The sequence below is a fragment of the Subtercola sp. PAMC28395 genome (assembly GCF_018889995.1).
In the GTDB taxonomy this organism is placed as follows: domain Bacteria; phylum Actinomycetota; class Actinomycetes; order Actinomycetales; family Microbacteriaceae; genus Subtercola.
Genome location: NZ_CP076547.1, coordinates 2,448,114 through 2,468,370 on the forward strand (window position 1 = coordinate 2,448,114; position 20,257 = coordinate 2,468,370).

The window sequence follows — 20,257 nt, forward strand, 5'->3', positions numbered from 1 at the left end:
GTCACCCGACCTCGGCGGCATACAGATTCGCCGTCGCTGCGACGGAGTCCACGTACGACTCGACATGGTTGTAGGCGAAGACGGATGCCCGCCAGCCCGCTGCCGTCGACAGATCCCCGTAGCTGCAGAGGTAGCGCCCGGCGGTCAACGCCGCATCGTCGATCTGCTGGGGGTCGGCCACACCGTCGGAGTTGCCGTCAGAACCCCACTGGGCCCAGGTCGAGGGGATGAACTGCAACGGCCCCGCTGCTCGTGCCCACTGGGCTGACGTGCTGCCCGCGTTACCCGTCGTGCCCGTCGGTGCGGCGGCGATCGCGTCGTAGCTCGTGCCGTCGAGCGAGGGGCCGAAGATTCCGGGTGTGTCAACGCCGTTGTCTTGTATGAGCGAACCGGCATGTGTTCCGTGCCCCGACTCGATATTGCCGAGAGCGGCGAGAGTGCTCCATCCCAGATGACACGAGGGTTGTTCGGCCTGCAGAGCGATGGTCGCGCCGGCATAGCCGAGCACTGCGCGATACGGGATGCCCGTGGCCGATGCCGCGCGCTGCGCCCAAGCACGGTCGACCCTGCGAGAATTGCCGGTGTTGCTCGATGTAGTGGTCCCCGTTGCGCCTGCAGTGGTACCCGCGAGTCCGGGGCCGGCCGTCGTGGTCGACGCGTCAGAGGTACCCGATGCCGACGACGTCGGTGACGAGGGCTCGGTGAGCGTAGATGGTGACGGGTCGACGGGGGTGACAACATCCGGTGCCAGGGCTGCCAGGTCGGTCTGCCCGGGCACCCCGAGTGCGGCGTGGGCGGCTTGGCCGGGAGCTGTGACGGCACTGTAGGCCAGCCACCCGCCCAGGGCGAGCAGGGCGGTGACGAGAAGGGTGATGCTGGTTCTCATGGTCAGTGCCCGGCTACCACGCGGCAGCTCGCGATGGCGTGGAGGTGAGGGGCCGGTTGCGCTGGCCGGGCGTGGCCGTACGCCGGGGGTCGTCTGTCACCGTCGCACTGCGCAGGGCGGCGAGCGTGGTCACGGCAGCTTCGAGGCTCGAGGCACTTGCTCCGTACCACCGGGCGCAGGTCATCACGGCTGACGAGTCAATGGTTGCGAACCACCCGTGGGTGCCTGCCGTCGGGCCATTCACGATGGTGATCTGCATGTCGTCGACCGATTGCTGCAGGTAGAGCACGTGCCCGCGAGCGGCGACGAACGAGGTATAGAGGTACGAGCTGCGCGCGACCTCGCGGTTGTTCGACGCGAGCAGGCGCCAGATGCCCGACTGGCTCGGTGCGGCTGTACTTGGCGTGCGTGTGGCCGGCGGTTCGCTGAGAGTCAATTGCGCCCTTGTCGGCTCCGCGATGTTCTGGGCTGCGGTGTTCGTCGCTGTGGTCTTCTCGCCGACCTTCACCTGCTGGCGGAAAGCCGACCACGCGCGGATCATCGGCTCGGAATTCGTGCGGAACGCCGAGAAGACGATGCACGGGCTGGCTGACACGGGATCCTCGGGTTCACTCAGTCTGACGAGCTCAGTCGGGCTGAAGAGCTCAGTCAGGCTGAGAACGCGATGCGTTCAGCCAGTACCTTGGCGGGTGTGAGTGGCTTTTCGCCCTCACCGAAGTGAAGAAGACGTGTACGCCAGGTGTCCAGCTGACTCACTGTCGGTTCATAAGTGCCCTCCGAGGGTGCGTGTTGTGGTTGCCATCGGGAAGCAGAATGGAGTCATGACCCCATCACCGCCTGACGATGCCGTGGTTCTCCTCAGGCGCGGACGACTGCTTGAATGGGCGACGCTCGGCTGGAACGTGGTGGGCGTCGTCGTGCTCGCGATTCTCGCGGTGTCGGCCTCGTCGGTTGCGCTGGTGGGTTTCGGCCTCGACAGTCTCATCGAGATCGGTGTGAGCACGGTGGTGTTGTGGGAGCTCTCTGGTACCGGCGAAGCACGCCAGAGACGTGCGCTCCGGATGATCGGCATCGCTTTCATCGCGCTCGCCGCGTACCTCGCGGTGCAGTCGACACTCGCGCTGGCCACCGGTCATCACGCCTCTCCCAGCGCGGCGGGAATAGTGTGGACAGCGGTCACTGCCCTCGTCATGTTCGCGCTCGCGGCAGGTAAACGCCGCACCGGCCGTGAGCTCGGCAACCCCGTGCTGGTCACCGAGGGTCGGGTGACGTTCATCGACGGAATGCTCGCCGTCGCCGTGCTTCTCGGACTCGCCCTCAACTCACTGGCCGGCTGGTGGTGGGCCGACCCGATTGCCGGTTACGTCATCGTCTATTACGCCGCCCGCGAGGCGGTACACATCTTCCGGCCAGAGGCTGACTGACACCGGCGGATCGGGCCCGTGATACGAGCCTGCGACACGCTGGGGGCAATTGACTTATTCGAACATATATTCGAATATTGAAGGGTGCCTGAACCTGCATTGCTCCTTGACGAAGCCGCCCCCGCGGCGTCAGCGGTGCGCGAACTCCAGGAGCGCATCCGGCAGATGCAGAGCACAAAACTCGAGACACGCAGCCTGAACACCTCTCCGGCATTCGCCTCCCTGCTGCCGGGCGGTGCCCTCAAGGCGGGGGCTGCGTACTCGGTCGAGGGGTCGCACGCATTGCTCATGGCACTGATGACGGGCCCCTCTGCAGCGGGAGCGTGGTGCGGGGTCATCGGCCTGCCCGACTTCGGCGCCGAAGCAGCGAGCCGATCGGGCATCGACCTCGAGCGGCTGGTTCTGGTGCCGCACCCTGGTGAGCAGTGGCTGGCCGTGGCGTCTGCGGTGATCGACGTGGTGACGGTGGTGGTCACCGTGACTCCCCCACGCCTCAGCGATTCGGTCGTGGCACGGCTGACCGCGCGCATCCGCCAGCGCGAGGCCACCCTGATCGTGCTGGGGGGCTGGCCGCAGAGCGAGGCGACCCTCCGCATCACGGCGAGCCAGTGGGGTGGCATCGGGCAGGGCTACGGGCACCTGGCGAGCCGGCAGGTGACGGTGAGTTCTGCCGGCAGGGCGTTCCGGGGTCAGAACCGCACGGCCAGGCTGTGGCTGCCCGATTCCTCTGAGCAGGTGCGCGTGGCGGAGCAGGTGCGCGTGGCGGAGCAGGGCCGTGGGGTTGACGGGCGTGTGGCGGAGGGGCGTGGCGTCGGGAACCGTGTGGCCGAAAGCCGGTTGGCTGGCCTGCAACCGGCACGCAGCGAGAGGGCGAGCTGACATGACAGATGTCACACGCACTCTGGTGATCTGGTTTCCCGACTGGCCTGTTCGGGCACACGCGCGTGCAGAAGAGATCGAGCCGGCACTGCCCATCGCCCTGGTCGACCGCGGCCTGGTGTTCGCGTGTTCGCCGAGTGCGCGGGGCGAAGGAGTCCGGCGTGGCCAGCGCATCCGTGAGGCCCAGTCGCGATGCCCCGAACTGCTGGTCTTCGACTACGACCCGGCGCTCGACCATCGCAGTTTCGAGCCGATCGTCTCGGCGATCGAAGAACTGATGCCGGGTGTGCAGCTCATCAGGCCCGGCGCCTGCGCCCTGCGCTCCCGGGGCCCCGCCCGCTACTACGGCGGCGAAGAAGAGATGGCGAAGGTGCTGTTCACGGCGCTGGCGGCGCTGGAGATATCCGGGCTGCACGCCTCCGAACAGGCCGAAGAGACGACGTCGGCGCGCATTGCCGTCGCCGACGGCCGGTTCGCTGCCGAACAGGCTGTGCGCATGAGGGGGGTGCAGAGCATCCGTATCGTTCCCACGGGCGGTTCACCGGCATTCCTCGCACCCCAGCCCATCGAGACCATCGGCGACCAGGCGCTGGCCACCCTGTTGCGAAGACTCGGGCTCACGACCCTCGGCGACTTCGCCGCGCTCGACTTTCGTGACGTGCGGGCGCGGTTCGGTGAAACCGGGGTGTATGCCCACACGCTCGCCAGCGGCAGAGATGCCCGGCGGGTCGTTCCGCGCCTGCCGCCGCAACTGCGCGACATCGAGCTGGCGTTCGAGCCTCCACTCGAGCTTGTCGACCAGGTCACCTTCGCCTTTCGAACCACAGCCGAAAGGTTCGTCGAAGAACTCACACGGGCGCTGCTGGTGTGCACGGGCATCCGGGTCGAGATCCACACCGACAACGGCGGGGTGCACGAGCGTTCGTGGGGGCACCCGCGGTGGTTCAGTGCTTCTGATGTGCTCGACCGCATTCGCTGGCAGGTGCAGGGCAGAACCGGCAACGGCAACGGTGCGCTCGGCTCACCGATCACGAAGGTGCGGGTGTTGCCTGAGGGGTTCGACTCGATCGGCAACTACGAGACCGGGCTCTGGGGCAGCACACCAGACGACCGCGTTCACCACGGGCTCTCACGCGTGCAGAGCCTGCTCGGGCACGGCGGGGTGATGACGGCGGCGATCGGCGGCGGGCGCGGTATCAGCGAGCGGCAGATCCTGGTGCCGTGGGGCGACCCCCGGCCGAAGGAGCGCGAGCTCGGGGGTAAACCATGGCCGGGCAGCATTCCGCTCCCGGCGCCCTCCACGGTGTTCGAGAGGCCCCGAAGAGTCAGCGTGCAGGCCGAAGACGGCGGCCCGGTCGGCGTGACCGAGCGCGGTGTGCTGACGGGTGTTCCGGCCCGGTTCTCCGAAGAGAGCGCCGTTCCTGCACAGGCCCCTGGTGCGCGGGCCCCAGCTGCCCGGGCCTCAGCTGCCCGGGCCTCAGACGAGCATGTGGCCCCTCGGCTGCCGCAGCTCACGGCGTGGGCCGGCCCCTGGCCGGTGTTCGAACGCTGGTGGGATCACGAGCAGGCCCGGTCGTTCCACCGTTTCCAGGTGGTCGACGCAGAGGGAACGGCCTGGCTGCTGGCCCTGCACGAGCACGAATGGTGGGCGGAGGCGCGATATGACTGAACGGCGCGGTGTACCTGAACGGCGCGGTGTACCTGATGGACAGATCTCCAACATTCACCGTGAGCTTGAAGGTTACAGTTTGCCCACTGAGGCTCAATCCGGAGCCCGGGCTCAGTCTCACCTTCAGGTCACAGTGAAGGCTGGGTGAGCTGATGGGCTTCAACAACCCCGCCATCCCGTGGTCAGAGCTCGAGAAGAAGCTCTCTGACACGCGGCGTCCCGGCGCGCCCACCGACCGCGACGGGGGCGACGGGCCGGCCTTCTCGCGCAAACGACAGCCGTACACTCCCCCGCCCGAACCGCTCCGTGCACCCGATCCTGCCGATGACAGCCCGGTTGTGCCCTACGCCGAACTGCACGCCCACTCCAATTTCAGCTTTCTCGATGGTGCCTCGCCTCCCGAAGAGCTGCTCGAAGAAGCCGCACGGCTGCAGATGCACGGGCTCGCCCTCACCGACCATGACGGTTTCTACGGGGTCGTACACCTGGCCGAAGCCGCAGAATCGCACCCCGGCGTGAGCACGATCTTCGGCGCAGAGCTCTCGCTCGGGCTCACCAAGCCCCAGAACGGGATGGCAGACCCCGAGGGTTCGCACCTCGTCATCCTGGCCCGCAAGCAGAAGGGCTACCACCGGCTCGCCGGCGCCATCACCTCTGCCCAGCTCGCCACCGACGCCGAGAAGGGCAGGCCTCTCTACGATCTCGAGTTGCTGGCCGACCAGGCCCGCGGCGGTAGCGGAGCCGACGGCAGTGAGGCGGTTTCGGCCGGTCCTGGAGTGGCGGGCCGTGGTAGCACCGACAGTGTCGAGTGGATGATCCTCACCGGCTGCCGCAAGGGTGTCGTTCGCCAGGCGCTCGAATCCGAGGGGTTGCCAGGAGCCTCACGCGAGCTCGACCGGCTGGTCGCTCTCTTCGGCCGCGAGAACGTGCTGGTCGAACTCTTCGACCACGGCAACCCGCTCGACAGCGACACCAACGACGCACTGGCTGCGTTGGCGTCGAAGCACCGGGTGAACACCGTTGCGACCGGCAATGTGCACTACGCCACGCCGAAGCAGTTTCCGCTCGCGCAGGCCCTTGCGGCCGTTCGGGCACGGCGCAGCCTCGATGACCTCGAAGGGTGGTTGCCTGCATCCGCCGGCTCTCATCTTCGATCCGGTAGCGAGATGGCAGCCAGGTTCGCGCGGTACCCCGGGGCGGTCGAGCGTACGGTGGAGGTCGCCGACGACCTCTCTTTTCAGCTGCGCACCGCCAAACCGCGACTGCCCCGGCAGAAGGTGCCGGAGGGGCACACACCGATGAGCTGGTTGCGCAAGCTGGTCGCCGACGGCATGGCCACGCATTACCCCCATGCCACGGCCGACAACCGGGCGCGCATCGAGAAGGAGCTCGCCGTCATCGAACAGAAGGACTTTCCCGGGTACTTTCTGATCGTGCACGACATCGTGCACTACGCCCGAAGCCAGGGTATTCTCTGCCAGGGCCGTGGCTCGGCCGCCAATTCCGCCGTCTGCTTCATCCTCGACATCACGGCGGTCGATTCGATCTTCTACAAGCTGCCGTTCGAACGGTTTCTCTCGAGCATGCGTGACGAAGAACCCGACATCGACGTGGATTTCGATTCGGATCGACGAGAGGAGGTCATCCAGTACGTCTACCAGAAGTACGGGCGGCGCAACGCGGCGCAGGTCGCGAATGTCATCACCTACCGGCCGAAGTTCGCCGTGCGCGACATGGCGAAGGCGCTCGGGCACAGCCCCGGCCAACAGGATGCGTGGTCGAAGCAGATCGAGCGTTGGGGGTCGACGATCTCGACCGAGGAGCATGACATCCCTTCCGAGGTGATCGGGCTCGCTGAGCAGGTGCTGAAGTTCCCCCGTCACATGGGCATCCATTCGGGAGGAATGGTGCTCACCGACAGGCCGGTCGGCGAGGTCTGCCCCATCGAGAACGGGCGAATGGATGGCCGCACCGTTCTCCAGTGGGACAAAGACGATTGCGCGTGGATGGGCCTGGTGAAGTTCGACCTGCTCGGCCTCGGCATGCTCTCTGCCCTGCAGCACTCGCTCGACCTCGTCCGTGAGCACCTCGGTGAAGACTGGTCGCTGCAGAGCATCCCCAAAGAGGAGCAGGGGGTGTACGACATGCTGTGCCGGGCCGATTCGATCGGTGTCTTTCAGGTCGAGAGCCGCGCGCAGATGGGCACACTCCCCCGCCTGCAGCCGCGCCGGTTCTACGACCTCGTCGTCGAGATCGCGCTGATACGGCCCGGTCCCATCCAGGGTGGGGCCGTGCATCCGTACATTCGTCGAAAGACCGGGCTCGAACCCGTGACGTACCTGCACCCCTTGCTCGAAGAACCTCTCGAACGTACGCTCGGGGTACCGCTCTTCCAGGAGCAGCTCATGCAGGTCGCGCAGGCGGTGGGCGGGTGCTCGGCTGAAGACGCCGACCTGCTCCGCCGGGCCATGGGCTCCAAGCGCGGTGTCGAGAAGATCTCGTCCCTGCGCGAGAAGCTCTTCGCGGGCATGGCCTCCAACGGGATCGCCCCCGACGTCGCCGAGCAGATCTACCAGAAGATCGAGGCCTTCGCGAACTTCGGGTTCGCCGAGAGCCACTCGAACAGTTTTGCGCTGCTCGTCTACGCGAGCTCGTGGTTCAAGCTGCACTACCCGGCCGCGTTCCTCGCCTCGCTGCTGCGCGCCCAGCCGATGGGGTTCTACTCGCCGCAGACCCTGGTGGCGGATGCCCGGCGGCACGGCGTCGTCGTGCACCGCCCTGACATCCAGCGTTCGGGGGTGCAGGCCGGTCTCGAACCCCGAGACGACATCGCCGTCGGAGCCACCGCCCTGCCGACCGGTCGGCACGAGTGCATCCTGCACGACCAGCCGCCGGTCGCCGTGCCGTTCAACCGCGCGATCCCGGCCGATTTCGCCGAGCACCGGCGTGACGGCAACCTCGACGTGCGCCTCGGCCTCGCCGACGTGACCTCGATCGGAGACAAGCTCGCCGAACGCATCGTGGCCGAACGCGACCGGGGTGGCCTCTACCGGGACATGGCCGACGTGGCCCGCCGCAACGACCTCAACACCACGCAGATGGAGGCCCTCGCCTCGGCGGGAGCGTTCACCGGCCTGAACCTGACGCGCCGCGAAGCGCTGTGGGAGGCCGGCAACGCCGCCCAGGACCGCCCAGAATTCCTGCAGGGCACGCACGTCAGCGTGCAGCCGCCTCTGTTACCGATGCTGAGCCCCACCGAGCAGGTGATCTACGACCTCTGGAGCACCGGGATCTCGCCAGACGACCACCCTGTCTCGCACTCGCGTGACTGGCTGAATGAGCGCGGAGCGCTCTCGATCGCCGCCCTCGAGACCACGGAGAACGGCCGCCGGATCGAGGTGGGCGGGGTCGTCACGCACCGGCAGCGACCGGCCACGGCGAGCGGAATCACCTTCGTCAACCTCGAAGATGAGACGGGCATCCTGAACGTGATCTGCAGCGTGGGGGTCTGGAGCCGTTATCGCCGTGTTGCCCGCGAGGCCCCCGCCATGGTTGTGCGCGGAATCATCGAGCGCTCCCCCGAGGGCATTCTGAACCTCGTGGCCGACCGCTTCGAGTTGCTGCCGCTCGGTGCCCCCGCCCGCTCCCGCGACTTTCGCTGAAGCGCCCCGCACCGCCGTGCCGGGAGGGGAACGGGAGGAGAACAGCGAAAGTTTCGACACTATGGGCAGTACATCGCCTGCTCTCCTCCCGAAATCACGCAGAACCCCGAAATCACGCAGCCTTCCGAGTCACGCAGGCGCAGACTAGTGCGCGGCCTCGTTCCAGTTCTGGCCGCGGCCGAGCTGCACATCGAGCGGCACCTTGAGTTCGGCTGCGGTCGACATGCGGGTCGTGACGACGTCGGCCAGGGCATCCCATTCGCCGGGATACACGTCGAAGACAAGCTCGTCGTGCACCTGCAGAAGCATGCGTGACTGCAGTTCGCGCTCGGCGAGGTCTGCCGAGATGTTCACCATGGCGATCTTCAGAATGTCGGCGGCCGTGCCCTGGATGGGTGCGTTCAACGCCTGGCGTTCGGCATTGTCGCGCAACACCCGGTTGGCGCTGGCGAGGTCGGGGAACATGCGGCGCCGGCCGAAGATCGTCTCGGTGTAGCCGTCTTCGCGCGCCTGCACGACGACGTTGCGGAGGTAGTCACGCACAGCACCGAAGCGCTCGAAGTAGTCGCTCATGAGCTGCTTGGCCTCGTCGCGCGGAATGCGCAGCTGCTTCGACAGTCCGAACGCCGACAGGCCGTAGGCGAGGCCGTACGACATCGCCTTCACCTTCGAGCGCATGGCCGGCGTCACATCTGCCGGCTCGACGCCGAAGATGCGCGCGCCAACAAAACGGTGCAGGTCTTCACCCGATTGGAAGGCGGCAATGAGCCCCTCGTCTTCGGAGAGGTGCGCCATGATGCGCATCTCGATCTGCGAGTAGTCGGTGGTGAGAAGCGTCTCGTACGATTCGCCGACCATGAAGGCCTTACGGATGCGACGGCCCTCTTCGGTACGAACGGGAATGTTCTGCAGGTTGGGGTCTGTGGAGGAGATGCGCCCCGTACTCGAACCGGTCTGCACGTAGGTGGTGTGGATGCGGCGATCGGCGGCGATGGACTTGTCGAGCGTCTCGACGATCTGGTTCAGTTTCGTGGCGTCGCGGTGTGAGAGCAGCAGGTCGAGGAACGGATGCGGCGAACTCGCCTGCAGGTCGGCCAGCGACACTGCGTCGGTGGAGTACCCGGTCTTCGTCGCCCGGGTCTTGGGCATACCGAGCTGCTCGAAGAGCACCTCCTGGATCTGCTTGGGCGAACCGAGGTTGATCTCCTTGTCGATGATCACGAACGCCTGGGCCGCGAGGTCGGATGCCCGGGCCGAGAGTTCGCCAGAGAGCTCGGCCAATTGGGCATGGCTGACCGCAATGCCGTCGAGCTCCATCTGGGCGAGCACGGCGAGCACCGGCATCTCGATGTCGACGAGCACAGAACGCGAACCCTCTTCGAGTCGGTCGTTCAATGAGCGTGCGACACGGCCGACGAACCAGGCCTCGATTGCCGGGCCGACCACGGATTCGTCAGCGGGCACGAGCTGGTTCGGGTCGGGGGTGGGCAGCGTCTCGCCGAGCTCGCGATCCACCAGCTCTGAAAGTGACGGCGCAGTGCCGTCGGACTTCAGCAGCCACGCGGCCACAGACGTGTCGAAGGTGATGCCGGCGACCGTCAGCCCCGCCGTGATCATGGCCTTCAGCTGTGTCTTCGCCCCGTGCAGGAGTTTGGGCGAATCGCTCGCCAGCCAGTTCTCGAAGGGCAGGTAGTCACGACTGTCGGGAATCCATGGCAGAAAGAGTGCCGCCTCAGACGACGCGAGCCCGAACCCGATCGGCTTGCCGTCGAGCAGTTCCACGCTCAGTGCGAGCCCGAACGGCTCGGCCGCGATGTGCCGTGCAAGCCATGCCTCGAGCTCTTCGTCGAGCAGCGCAGACGGGACAGGGACGACGACGGCCTTCTCGTCGACAGTGACGGACGCTGTTGCCCCCGGCTCCGAAACGATGCCGTCGAGCTTGAATACCCGGTCGAGCAGCGTTCTGAATTCGAGCCGGGCGAAGATGTCGCGCACGGCCTGCTCGTCGATGGGTCGCCGGGTGAAATCGGCCGGCCCGACGGGCAGTTCCACGTCAGTGAGCAGCCGGTTGAGGCGGCGGTTGCGCACGGCATTCTCCTGGAATTCGCGGAGGCTCTCGCCGACCTTGCCGCCGATCTCGTCAGAGCGCCGCAGGATCTCATCGAGGCTGCCGAACTGGTTCAGCCACTTCACCGCGGTCTTCTCGCCGACCTTGGGGATGCCCGGCAGGTTGTCGCTCGTCTCGCCGACCAGCGCCGCCACTTCGGGGTACTGGTGTGGTTCGATGCCGTACCGCTCGAAGACCTTGTCGCGGTCATAGCGGGTGAGATCGGTGACTCCCTGCCTCGACGGGTACAGCAGAGTGACGTTGTCGTTCACCAGCTGGATGGTGTCGCGATCACCGGAGACCACGAGAACGCGGAAGCCCTGCTCGGCACCCTGCACAGATAGCGTCGCGAGAATGTCGTCGGCCTCGAAGTCCTCTTTTTCGAGGGTTTCGATGTTCATCGCGTGCAGGACGTCTTTGAGCAGGGGTACCTGGCCCATGAATTCCGGGGGCGTCTCGCCCCGGGTGCCCTTGTATTCGGGGTATTCGCGGGTGCGGAACGAGAACCTGGAGATGTCGAATGCCACGGCAACGTGGGTGGGCTTCTCGTTCTTCAGAAGGTTGAGGAGCATCGACACGAAGCCGTGGATGGCGTTCGTGTGCTGACCGTCTCTGGTCTGGAAGCTGTCGACAGGCAGGGCGTAGAACGCGCGAAACGCGAGCGAGTGACCGTCGACGATGAGAAGGGTGGGCTGTTCGGTATCCGGCACAGGGCAAGCCTACACAGGGGGGCCGACGGCGGCATTCGAGGGTGCAACCACGTCTCGGCGGTGTTCGCCCGCCGGGTTGTGACACCGTGGATGCCGTGCTGAGCGTTACAGGTCCTTGATGAAGTTGGTGATGCGCACCGTCGAGAGCCGCCGGCCGGCCTCGTCGGAAATGGCGATCTCGTGAACGACGAGGGTCCGCCCGAGCTTGATGGCTGTGCACACTCCGGTGACGATGCCACTGGATGCTGAACCCGTGTGGCTCGCATTGACTTCGATGCCCATGGCTACGCGGCCCTCACCGGCGAAGATGTTCGCAGCGAAACTGCCCAGGCTTTCGGCAAGCACGACATAGGCGCCGCCGTGCACGACACCGAATGGCTGGGTGTTGCCTTCGACGGGCATGGTCGCAACCGAGCGCTCGGGTGTCAGCTCGAAGAATGTGATACCCATCTTCTCCGCAAGCGCGCCAAGACCTCCGGAGAACAGCGCTTTCACGTCGATCGGGGTCGGCTCGGGGACTTCGTCAGCGGAATTCGCGCGACCCGCAGCAGTGGCCTCGTGTGGCACGGTCAACTCTGCGCGCGCTCTACTTCTTGACGGAGAGCTGCTCGATGATCGCCTGCGCGACGTCGTGCATGGTGAGACGACGATCCATCGATGCCTTCTGGATCCATCGGAACGCCTCAGGTTCGGTGAGCCCCATCTTCTCGTTCAGGAGCCCCTTGGCGCGGTCGACCAGCTTGCGGGTCTCGAACCGCTCGACGAGGTCGGCAACCTCTGCCTCGAGCGTGATGATCTGGGCATAGCGCGAGAGAGCAATCTCGATCGCGGGCAGCAGGTCATTCGGGGTGAAGGGCTTGACCACGTAGGCAAGTGCGCCGGCCTCGGTGGCGCGTTCGACGAGCTCCTTCTGGCTGAAGGCCGTGAGCAGCACGACGGGAGCGATGTGGCCCTTCGAAAGGCGCTCTGCAGCGGAGATGCCGTCGAGCAGTGGCATCTTGACGTCCATGATGACCAGGTCGGGCCGGAGTTCGGTCGCAAGCGCCACCGCGGTCTCGCCGTCGCCAGCCTCACCCACCACCTCGAACCCGTTGTCGCGAAGGATCTCGACGATGTCGAGGCGGATCAGGGATTCATCTTCAGCGACAACTACACGGCGGGGTGCAGTCGTGGGCGTATCGTGGTCAGTCACAACTCAACCCTACGGTATTCTGAACAATGTTGACGCGAGCCGGTGTGGCGGAATGGTAGACGCGGCGCACTCAAAATGCGTTGTCGCAAGACGTGTCGGTTCGAGTCCGACCACCGGTACAAAACAGAAAAAGACCCGAGAAGCAGTTTCTCGGGTCTTTTTCTTTGACGTCTTAGTGGTCGAGCTCGTCGGGGTCGGGCTTCTTGGGGTTGTGACCCTCACCCACGATGTGCACGCGCATGTCGTTGGTGGTGCCTGCTTTTCCGGGAGGGGATCCGGAGATCACCACGACCTTGTCGCCGACCTCGGCCATGTTCTCGCCGAGGAGCACGTCATCGACCTGAACCATCAGCTGGTCAGTGTGCTTGACCCGGTCGACGAGGAACGACTCGACACCCCACGACAGGGCCATGCGGTTGCGGATGCCCGGCTCCGGTGTGAGGCCGACGATCGGGATGCTCGACCGAAGCCGTGTCATCCGTCGCACTGAGTCGCCGGACTCCGTGAACACCACAAGGTACTTGGCTTCGACGAAGTCGGCGACTTCGGCGGCAGCCAACGTGATCGCACCGGCCTGCGTGCGTGGCTTCGTGCCGAGCGCAGGAATGCGCTCCATGCCGTGCACCTCGGTCGACTCGACGATGCGCGCCATGGTCTGCACCGTGATGATGGGGTACTCCCCCACGCTGGTCTCGCCACTCAGCATGACCGCGTCTGCTCCGTCGAGTACGGCGTTCGCGACGTCGGAGGTCTCTGCCCGCGTCGGAATGGGGCTGGAGATCATCGACTCGAGCATCTGCGTTGCGACGATGACCGGCTTGGCCATGCGGCGCGACAGCTCGATTGCTCGCTTCTGAACGATCGGCACCGCCTCGAGGGGCAGCTCGACGCCCAGGTCACCGCGGGCGACCATGATGCTGTCGAACGCGTCGATGATCTCTTCGAGGTTGTCGACGGCCTGGGGCTTCTCGATCTTGGCGATCACCGGGATCTTGCGACCCTCTTCGGCCATGATCTCGTGCACCCGGGTGATGTCGCTTGCGTCGCGAACGAACGAGAGTGCAATGAGATCGGCGCCGAGCTTCAGGCCCCACCGCAGGTCTGCTTCGTCTTTCTTCGACAGTGCAGGTACGTTGACCGCAACCCCAGGAAGGTTGATGCCCTTGTTGTTCGAGACATTGCCGGCCACGACGACCTCGGTGGTTACGACGGTGCCGTCGGTCTCCAGTACACGGACCTTGACCTTGCCGTCGTCGATCAGCAGGAAGTCACCGGGAGAAACGTCTTGAGGAAGGCCTTTGAAGGTCGTTCCCGAGAGTTCACGGGTTCCGATGACCTCGTCGGTGGTGATCTTGAAGATGTCACCCTGTTCGAGGTAGTACGGGCCGCCCTCGAACTTGCCGAGGCGGATCTTCGGGCCCTGCAGGTCGACCATGACGGCGACAGCCCGGCCTGAATCGGCGGCTGCCTTGCGCACGGTGGCGTAGATCGCCTCGTGAACGTCGTAGGTGCCGTGGCTGAGGTTCATGCGACAGACGTCGACCCCGGCGTCGATGATGGCCCGGAGGTTCTCATACGACGATGTCGCCGGGCCGAGTGTTGCGACGATTTTTGCGCGTCTCATATCTGAACGGTGCTCCATGATTCTGCGCGAGAGCGCATTGGTTGATCTGTTCTATTAGATCGCGATAGCGCGGTCTGTGGGGGAAACGGGGAATGGCAGTTCGGTGTCTCCTTCGAGATACCGGTCGACAGACGCTGCAGCGGCGCGCCCTTCGGCGATCGCCCAGACGATGAGCGACTGCCCCCGTCCGGCGTCGCCGGCGACGAAGATGCCGGGGATGCTCGTCTCGTAGTCCTTGTCGCGCTCGATCGCGCCGCGACCGTCGAAGACCGCGCCGACCTGTGACGAGAGGTCTGCGGACTCCGGGCCGGTGAAGCCCAGGGCGAGGAGCACCAGGTCAGCGGGAATCTCCCGCTCGGTGCCGGCCTTCGGCACGCGCCGCCCGTCGAGGTACTCGGTCTCGGCGACACGGATCGCACGAACCTCGCCGGATTCGTTGGAGAGGAACTCGACGGTGGAGGCGAGATAGACACGCTCGCCGCCCTCCTCGTGCGCACTCGAGACCTCGAAGAGATTCGGGAATGTCGGCCAGGGCTGGTTCTCTGTGCGCTCGTGCGGCGGCTGCTGCCCGATGGCCAGGTTCGTGACAGAGAGGGCCTGCTGCCGGTGTGCAGTACCGATGCAGTCTGCCCCGGTGTCGCCGCCGCCGAGAACGACGACATGCTTGCCTTCAGCGGTGATCTGGTCGTTGACCACGTCGCCGGCGCCGACCTTGTTGCCCTGAACCAGATACTCCATGGCGAAATGCACACCATCGAGGTCGCGCCCGGGAATGGCGAGGTCGCGCGGCACGGTGGCTCCCGTGCAGACGATGACGGCGTCGTAGCGAGACCGCAGCTCGGCCCAGGTGATGTCGACGCCGATGTTGATCCCAGCGCGGAAACGTGTTCCCTCGGCCATCATCTGCGTCAGACGCGACTCGAGGTGCTTCTTCTCCATCTTGAAGTCGGGAATGCCATAGCGCAGCAGACCGCCGATGCGGTCATCCCGCTCGTAGACAGCGACGGTGTGGCCGGCCCGGGTCAGCTGTTGTGCTGCTGCCAGCCCTGCGGGGCCTGAGCCCACGACGGCGACCGTCTTGCCGGTGAGTCGCTCCGGCGGGTGGGGTGTGACCCAGCCGTTGGCGAAGGCCTGGTCGATGATCGAGACCTCGACCTGCTTGATCGTCACTGCCGGCTGGTTGATGCCCAGAACGCACGAACTCTCGCAGGGGGCCGGGCACAGGCGGCCGGTGAACTCCGGGAAGTTGTTCGTCGCGTGCAGGCGCTCGATCGCCTGGCGCCCTTCGCCACGCCAGGTGAGGTCATTCCACTCGGGAATCAGATTGCCGAGCGGGCAACCCTGGTGACAGAACGGGATGCCGCAGTCCATGCAGCGACCGGCCTGGCGCCGGGTCTCAGACGGGTTCGCCGGTTCGTAGACCTCTTTCCAGTCCATGAGTCGAATGGGAACGGGCCGCCGCTTGGGCAGCTCACGCTCAGTGACTTTCAGGAATCCCTTGGGATCAGCCACCGGTTACCTCCAGGATTCGTTCCCAGACCACATCGCCGTCAGGGTCGAGACCCTCGTCGAGCGCAGTCTGGCGGGTTGCAAGAACGGCAGCATAGTCGCGGGGCAGGACCTTCATGAAGTCCGCCGCAGCGTTGTCGAAGTCGGCCAGGAGACCGGCCGCCACAGTCGACCCCGTCTCTGATTCGTGTTCGGTGAGAAGTGAACGCACCAGGTCTTTGTCGGTCTCATCGAGCGGGAGCAACTGCAGCTCCCCCGACCCGAGCGAGTCGGTGTTCACCAACCCCGAATCGAGCTTGTGGATGTACGCCGTTCCGCCCGACATTCCGGCGCCCAGGTTGCGGCCGGTCGCGCCGAGGATCAGCGCGATCCCTCCGGTCATGTATTCGAGGGCGTGGTCTCCCACACCTTCTGCCACGGCCGTTGCTCCCGAGTTGCGCACGAGAAAACGCTCGCCCACAATGCCCCGGATGAACATGCTTCCGCTGGTCGCGCCATACCCGATGACGTTGCCGGCAATGACGTTCTGCTCAGCCGCGAACGTCGAGGCCCGGTTCGGGCGCACCACGATGCGGCCGCCCGAGAGACCCTTGCCGACGTAGTCGTTCGAGTCGCCTTCGAGTCTCAGCGTGATGCCTGAGGGAAGGAACGCCCCCAGCGACTGCCCGGCAGAACCCAGCAGCGTGATCTGGATCGTGTCGTCTGGTAGGCCGTTCTCGCCGTGGCGAACGGTGACTTCGTGGCCGAGCATCGTGCCGACGGCGCGCTCGGTATTGCGGATCGGCAGCGAGATGACCACGGGTTCACCGAAGGCGAGTGCCTCTTCAGCGTCGCTGATCAGTTGTACGTCGAAGTGCTTCTCGAGCTCGTGCTCCTGCTGCCGGCGGTTGACGCGGGGTTCGTCGTCGGAGAAGACCGGGCCGACCAGGATCGGGCTCAGGTCGAGGCCGTCAGCCTTCCAGTGCTCGAGTGCCGCGTTCACGTTCAGGAGCTCGTGGTGCCCGATCGCCTCTTCGAGGCTTCGGAAGCCGAGTTCTGCAAGGTACTCGCGAACCTCCTGGGCGAGGAATTCGAAGAAGTTCACGACGAATTCCGGCTTGCCGGTGAACCGGGCGCGGAGTTCGGGGTTCTGCGTAGCCACGCCGACGGGGCAGGTGTCGAGGTGGCAGACACGCATCATCACACAACCGGAGACGACGAGGGGTGCGGTCGCGAAACCGAACTCCTCGGCCCCCAGAAGTGCGCCGACGATGACGTCACGGCCGGTCTTCATCTGGCCGTCGACCTGCACGACAACACGGTCGCGCATTCCGTTGAGCATCAGCGTCTGCTGCGTCTCGGCGAGGCCGAGTTCCCACGGTGTTCCCGCGTGCTTCAGGGAGTTGAGCGGGCTCGCACCCGTTCCCCCGTCGTGGCCGGAGACGAGAACGACGTCGGCTAGTGCCTTCGTGACGCCGGCAGCGACAGCGCCGATGCCGTTCTGGCTCACGAGCTTGACGTGCACCCGTGCTTCGGGGTTGGCGCGCTTCAGGTCGAAAATCAGCTGTTTGAGATCTTCGATCGAGTAGATGTCGTGGTGGGGAGGCGGCGAGATGAGACCGACTCCGGCGGTCGCGTGACGAGTGCGCGCGATCCACGGGTACACCTTGGTCGGCGGCAGCTGGCCGCCCTCGCCGGGCTTGGCGCCCTGCGCCATCTTGATCTGGATGTCGGTGGCGTGGGTGAGGTACATGCTCGTCACGCCGAACCTGCCTGAGGCGACCTGCTTGATCGCACTGCGGCGTTCGGGGTCGAGCAGGCGGGCCACGTCTTCGCCGCCTTCGCCGGTGTTCGACTTGGCGCCCAGCCGGTTCATGGCGATCGCAAGCGTCTCGTGTGCCTCCTGCGAGATGGAGCCATAGCTCATCGCGCCGGTTGAGAAGCGCTTGACGATGGATTCGACCGATTCCACTTCATCGAGCGGAACGGGCTTGCGAACGTCTGTCTTCAATTTGAAGAGACCGCGAACGGTCATCAACTGCTCGGACTGGTCGTCGACGAGTTTCGTGTACTCGCGGAAGATGTCATACCGGCGCGCCCGCGTCGAATGCTGCAACCGGAAGACGGTGTCGGGGTTGAAGAGGTGGGGCGGCCCCTCGCGGCGCCATTGGTACTCGCCGCCCACGGCCAGCGGTTCGTGCACGGTGATCGCGCCATCTTCGGGGTAGGCCGCAGCGTGGCGGTTCGCGCTCTCGGCTGCGATGACCTCGATGCCGACGCCGCCGAGCTTCGACGAGGTACCGGTGAAGTACTTCGCAACGAATTCCTTGTCGAGGCCCACGGCTTCGAAGGCCTGGGCACCGGCGTATGACGAGACCGTCGAGATGCCCATCTTCGACATGATCTTCAGCACGCCCTTGCCGAGCGCCTTGATGACGTTCTTCACGGCCTTCTCAGGCGTGATTCCTGTGATCATTCCGGAGCGGACGAGGTTCTCGCAGGTCTCCATGGCGAGGTACGGGTTGACAGCGGATGCTCCGAAGCCGATCAGCAGTGCGACATGGTGCACTTCCCGCACGTCTCCGGCCTCGACGATCAGCCCGACCTTCATGCGGGTCTCTGCCCGGATCAGGTGGTGGTGCACTCCCGACAGCATGAGCAGCGACGGAACAGGAGCGTTCTCCTTGTTCGAGTCGCGGTCGCTCAGCACGATGAACTTTGCACCGTTGGCGATGGCCTCATCGGCCTCGATACACATTTCGGCGATGCGTTCCTGCATGGCCGAGGGGCCATTCTCAACGCGGTACAGCCCACGAAGGGTCGTGGTCGTCGCGCTGCCGGGGCTGGGGTCGATGTGCTGGATCTTGGCAAGTTCGTCGTTGTCGATCACCGGGAAGTCGAGCACGACCTGGCCGGTGTGGCCGGGGGTCGCGTCGAGCAGGTTGCGCTCAGGGCCGAGGCCGAGGCGCAGCGAGGTGACGACCTCTTCACGGATGGAGTCGAGCGGCGGGTTCGTGACCTGGGCGAACTGCTGGGTGAAGTAGTCGAACAGCAGCCGGGGTCGTTTCGACAGCACGGCGATCGGCGTGTCGGAACCCATGGCACCGAGGGGCTCTGCACCGTTCTTCGCCATCGGCGTGAGCAGGATGCGGATCTCCTCTTCGGTGAAACCGAAGGTGCGCTGGCGACGGGTGACCGAGGCGGGCGTGTGTACGATGTGTTCGCGTTCGGGAAGGTCGCGCAGGTTGATGCGCCCCTCTTCGAGCCACTCGGCCCACGGTTCGCTGGCGGCGAGGGAGTCCTTGATCTCGTCGTCTTCGATGAGACGGCCGGCCTCGGTGTCGACAAGGAACATCTTGCCGGGGCGCAGGCGCCCCTTGCGAACGACCTTCGACGGGTCGACGTCGAGCACGCCGATCTCACTCGCCAGCACGACGAGGCCGTCGTCGGTGACGAGATACCGGCCCGGGCGGAGCCCGTTGCGGTCGAGGGTGGCACCGACGAGGTTGCCGTCAGTGAAGACAAGGGCCGCAGGGCCGTCCCAGGGCTCCATGAGCATGGAGTGGAACTCGTAGAACGAACGCCGGGCAGGGTCGAACGAGGCGTTGTTCTCCCAGGCCTCCGGCACCATCATCATGATCGCGTGTGGCAGAGAGCGGCCGGCGAGGGTCAGCAACTCGACGACCTCGTCGAACGACGCCGAGTCGCTCGCACCGGGCGTGACGATCGGGCGCAACGGTGCGATGTCGCCGATCAGTTCGCTCTTCAGCTGGGACTGGCGGGCGCGCATCCAGTTGCGGTTTCCCTGAACGGTGTTGATCTCACCGTTGTGGGCCATCATGCGGAGCGGTTGTGCCAGTGGCCACGACGGGAAGGTGTTCGTGGAGTAGCGAGAATGCACCAGGGCGAGCTTCGAGGCGAAGCGTTCGTCAGAGAGATCGGGGTAGAACGGCTCGAGCTGAAGCGTCGTGACCATGCCCTTGTAGGTGAGCGTGCGGGCAGACAGCGACATGAAGTAGACCTCATGCTCGTGCTCGACCCGCTTGCGCAGCCGGTATGTCAGACGGTCGAGCTGGATGCCCGAAGCCTTCTCGCCGTGAACGTCGTGGTGTTTCGCCTCGACGTACAGCTGCCAGATCGCGGGCATCGCCTCGCGCGCCAGACGACCGAGCTCGTCAGGGCGAACCGGGACTTCGCGCCAGCCGAGAACGGTCAGGCTCTCTTCTTCGGCGATCTCGGCGAGGCGGGTCATGACGACATCGCGTTCAGTATCGTCGAGGGGCAGGAAGGCGTTGCCGACTGCGTAGTGACCGACTTCGGGCAGTTCTACGCCAGAAACCGCCCGGAGGAACTCGTCGGGGATCTGGGTGAGGATGCCGGCACCGTCGCCGGTACCCGCGTCGGAGCCGACGGCGCCCCTGTGTTCGAGGTTCCGCAGGGCATCCAGTGCCGTGTCGATGATGTTGTGCCCGGCGACTCCGCGCAGTGTGGCAACCATGGCCAGCCCGCACGCGTCCTTCTCGTTCGCCGAGTCATACATGCCCTGTGGGGCAGGGCTTGTGGAGAAGGCGCTGGAGCCCTGTGGGGCAGGGCTTGTGGAGAAGGCGCTGGAGCCC

At 65.6% G+C, this 20,257-nt stretch carries 12 protein-coding genes and 1 tRNA gene; 5 read left to right on the plus strand and 8 right to left on the minus strand.

What is annotated here, in order from left to right; translation table 11 throughout:
• Position 1 precedes the first annotated feature (1 nt).
• Both KPL76_RS11300 and KPL76_RS11305 read right to left on the minus strand, forming a co-directional pair.
• Complete coding sequence (locus KPL76_RS11300) at positions 2 to 886, minus strand: lytic transglycosylase domain-containing protein (protein WP_216333508.1); 885 nt, start codon at positions 884 to 886, stop codon at positions 2 to 4.
• Positions 887 to 899: 13 nt separating this feature from the next.
• Entirely contained in the window at positions 900 to 1,481 is a 582-nt protein-coding gene (locus tag KPL76_RS11305) for a hypothetical protein (protein ID WP_216333516.1), read from the minus strand.
• 226 nt (positions 1,482 to 1,707) lie between these two features.
• Between KPL76_RS11305 and KPL76_RS11310 the strand changes: the two genes are divergently transcribed.
• From KPL76_RS11310 to KPL76_RS11325, 4 genes are all read left to right on the plus strand, one after another.
• Complete coding sequence (locus KPL76_RS11310) at positions 1,708 to 2,310, plus strand: cation transporter (RefSeq protein WP_216333518.1); 603 nt, start codon at positions 1,708 to 1,710, stop codon at positions 2,308 to 2,310.
• Between the two features lie 84 nt (positions 2,311 to 2,394).
• Positions 2,395 to 3,189: a hypothetical protein gene (locus tag KPL76_RS11315; RefSeq protein WP_253202017.1), complete on the plus strand. Its 795-nt coding sequence runs from the start codon at positions 2,395 to 2,397 to the stop codon at positions 3,187 to 3,189.
• 1 nt (position 3,190) lies between these two features.
• Positions 3,191 to 4,858: a DNA polymerase Y family protein gene (locus tag KPL76_RS11320; RefSeq protein ID WP_216333520.1), complete on the plus strand. Its 1,668-nt coding sequence runs from the start codon at positions 3,191 to 3,193 to the stop codon at positions 4,856 to 4,858.
• Positions 4,859 to 5,010: 152 nt separating this feature from the next.
• Positions 5,011 to 8,520 (plus strand): error-prone DNA polymerase, encoded by a 3,510-nt coding sequence (locus KPL76_RS11325; RefSeq protein WP_216333522.1) that lies wholly within the window; start codon positions 5,011 to 5,013, stop codon positions 8,518 to 8,520.
• Positions 8,521 to 8,664: 144 nt separating this feature from the next.
• Here the strand turns inward: KPL76_RS11325 and polA are convergent, their stop codons facing one another.
• The 3 genes from polA to KPL76_RS11340 all read right to left on the minus strand — a co-directional run bounded on the left by polA (position 8,665) and on the right by KPL76_RS11340 (position 12,529).
• Positions 8,665 to 11,337 carry a DNA polymerase I gene (gene polA, locus KPL76_RS11330; RefSeq protein ID WP_216333524.1) on the minus strand — a complete coding sequence of 891 codons (2,673 nt, stop codon included), beginning with the start codon at positions 11,335 to 11,337 and terminating at the stop codon, positions 8,665 to 8,667.
• A gap of 105 nt (positions 11,338 to 11,442) precedes the next feature.
• Complete coding sequence (locus KPL76_RS11335; protein WP_216336407.1) at positions 11,443 to 11,787, minus strand: PaaI family thioesterase; 345 nt, start codon at positions 11,785 to 11,787, stop codon at positions 11,443 to 11,445.
• Positions 11,788 to 11,923: 136 nt separating this feature from the next.
• Positions 11,924 to 12,529, minus strand: a complete 606-nt coding sequence (locus tag KPL76_RS11340) for an ANTAR domain-containing response regulator (RefSeq protein ID WP_205108751.1) — start codon at positions 12,527 to 12,529, stop codon at positions 11,924 to 11,926.
• 38 nt (positions 12,530 to 12,567) lie between these two features.
• Here KPL76_RS11340 and KPL76_RS11345 point away from each other — a divergent pair.
• Positions 12,568 to 12,648 (plus strand) — tRNA-Leu (locus KPL76_RS11345).
• 53 nt (positions 12,649 to 12,701) lie between these two features.
• Here the strand turns inward: KPL76_RS11345 and pyk are convergent.
• From pyk to gltB, 3 genes are read right to left on the minus strand one after another with little or no spacing between them, the layout of a single operon-like run.
• On the minus strand, positions 12,702 to 14,171 hold the full coding sequence (gene pyk / locus KPL76_RS11350) for a pyruvate kinase (protein ID WP_216333526.1): 1,470 nt from the start codon (positions 14,169 to 14,171) through the stop codon (positions 12,702 to 12,704).
• Positions 14,172 to 14,207: 36 nt separating this feature from the next.
• Positions 14,208 to 15,665, minus strand: a complete 1,458-nt coding sequence (locus KPL76_RS11355; RefSeq protein WP_216333527.1) for a glutamate synthase subunit beta — start codon at positions 15,663 to 15,665, stop codon at positions 14,208 to 14,210.
• Positions 15,658 to 20,181 carry a glutamate synthase large subunit gene (gltB, locus tag KPL76_RS11360; protein ID WP_216336409.1) on the minus strand — a complete coding sequence of 1,508 codons (4,524 nt, stop codon included), beginning with the start codon at positions 20,179 to 20,181 and terminating at the stop codon, positions 15,658 to 15,660. Before gltB ends, KPL76_RS11355 begins: the two co-directional genes overlap by 8 nt.
• Positions 20,182 to 20,257 lie beyond the last annotated feature (76 nt).

Coding starts and splice junctions, on each gene's coding strand:
- KPL76_RS11300 (WP_216333508.1), bottom strand. CDS start 886: ATGAGAACCAGCATCACCCTTCTCGTCACCGCCCTGCTCGCCCTGGGC.
- KPL76_RS11310 (WP_216333518.1), top strand. CDS start 1,708: ATGACCCCATCACCGCCTGACGATGCCGTGGTTCTCCTCAGGCGCGGA.
- KPL76_RS11320 (WP_216333520.1), top strand. CDS start 3,191: ATGACAGATGTCACACGCACTCTGGTGATCTGGTTTCCCGACTGGCCT.
- KPL76_RS11325 (WP_216333522.1), top strand. CDS start 5,011: ATGGGCTTCAACAACCCCGCCATCCCGTGGTCAGAGCTCGAGAAGAAG.
- KPL76_RS11335 (WP_216336407.1), bottom strand. CDS start 11,787: ATGGGTATCACATTCTTCGAGCTGACACCCGAGCGCTCGGTTGCGACC.
- pyk (WP_216333526.1), bottom strand. CDS start 14,171: ATGGAGCACCGTTCAGATATGAGACGCGCAAAAATCGTCGCAACACTC.
- gltB (WP_216336409.1), bottom strand. CDS start 20,181: ATGTATGACTCGGCGAACGAGAAGGACGCGTGCGGGCTGGCCATGGTT.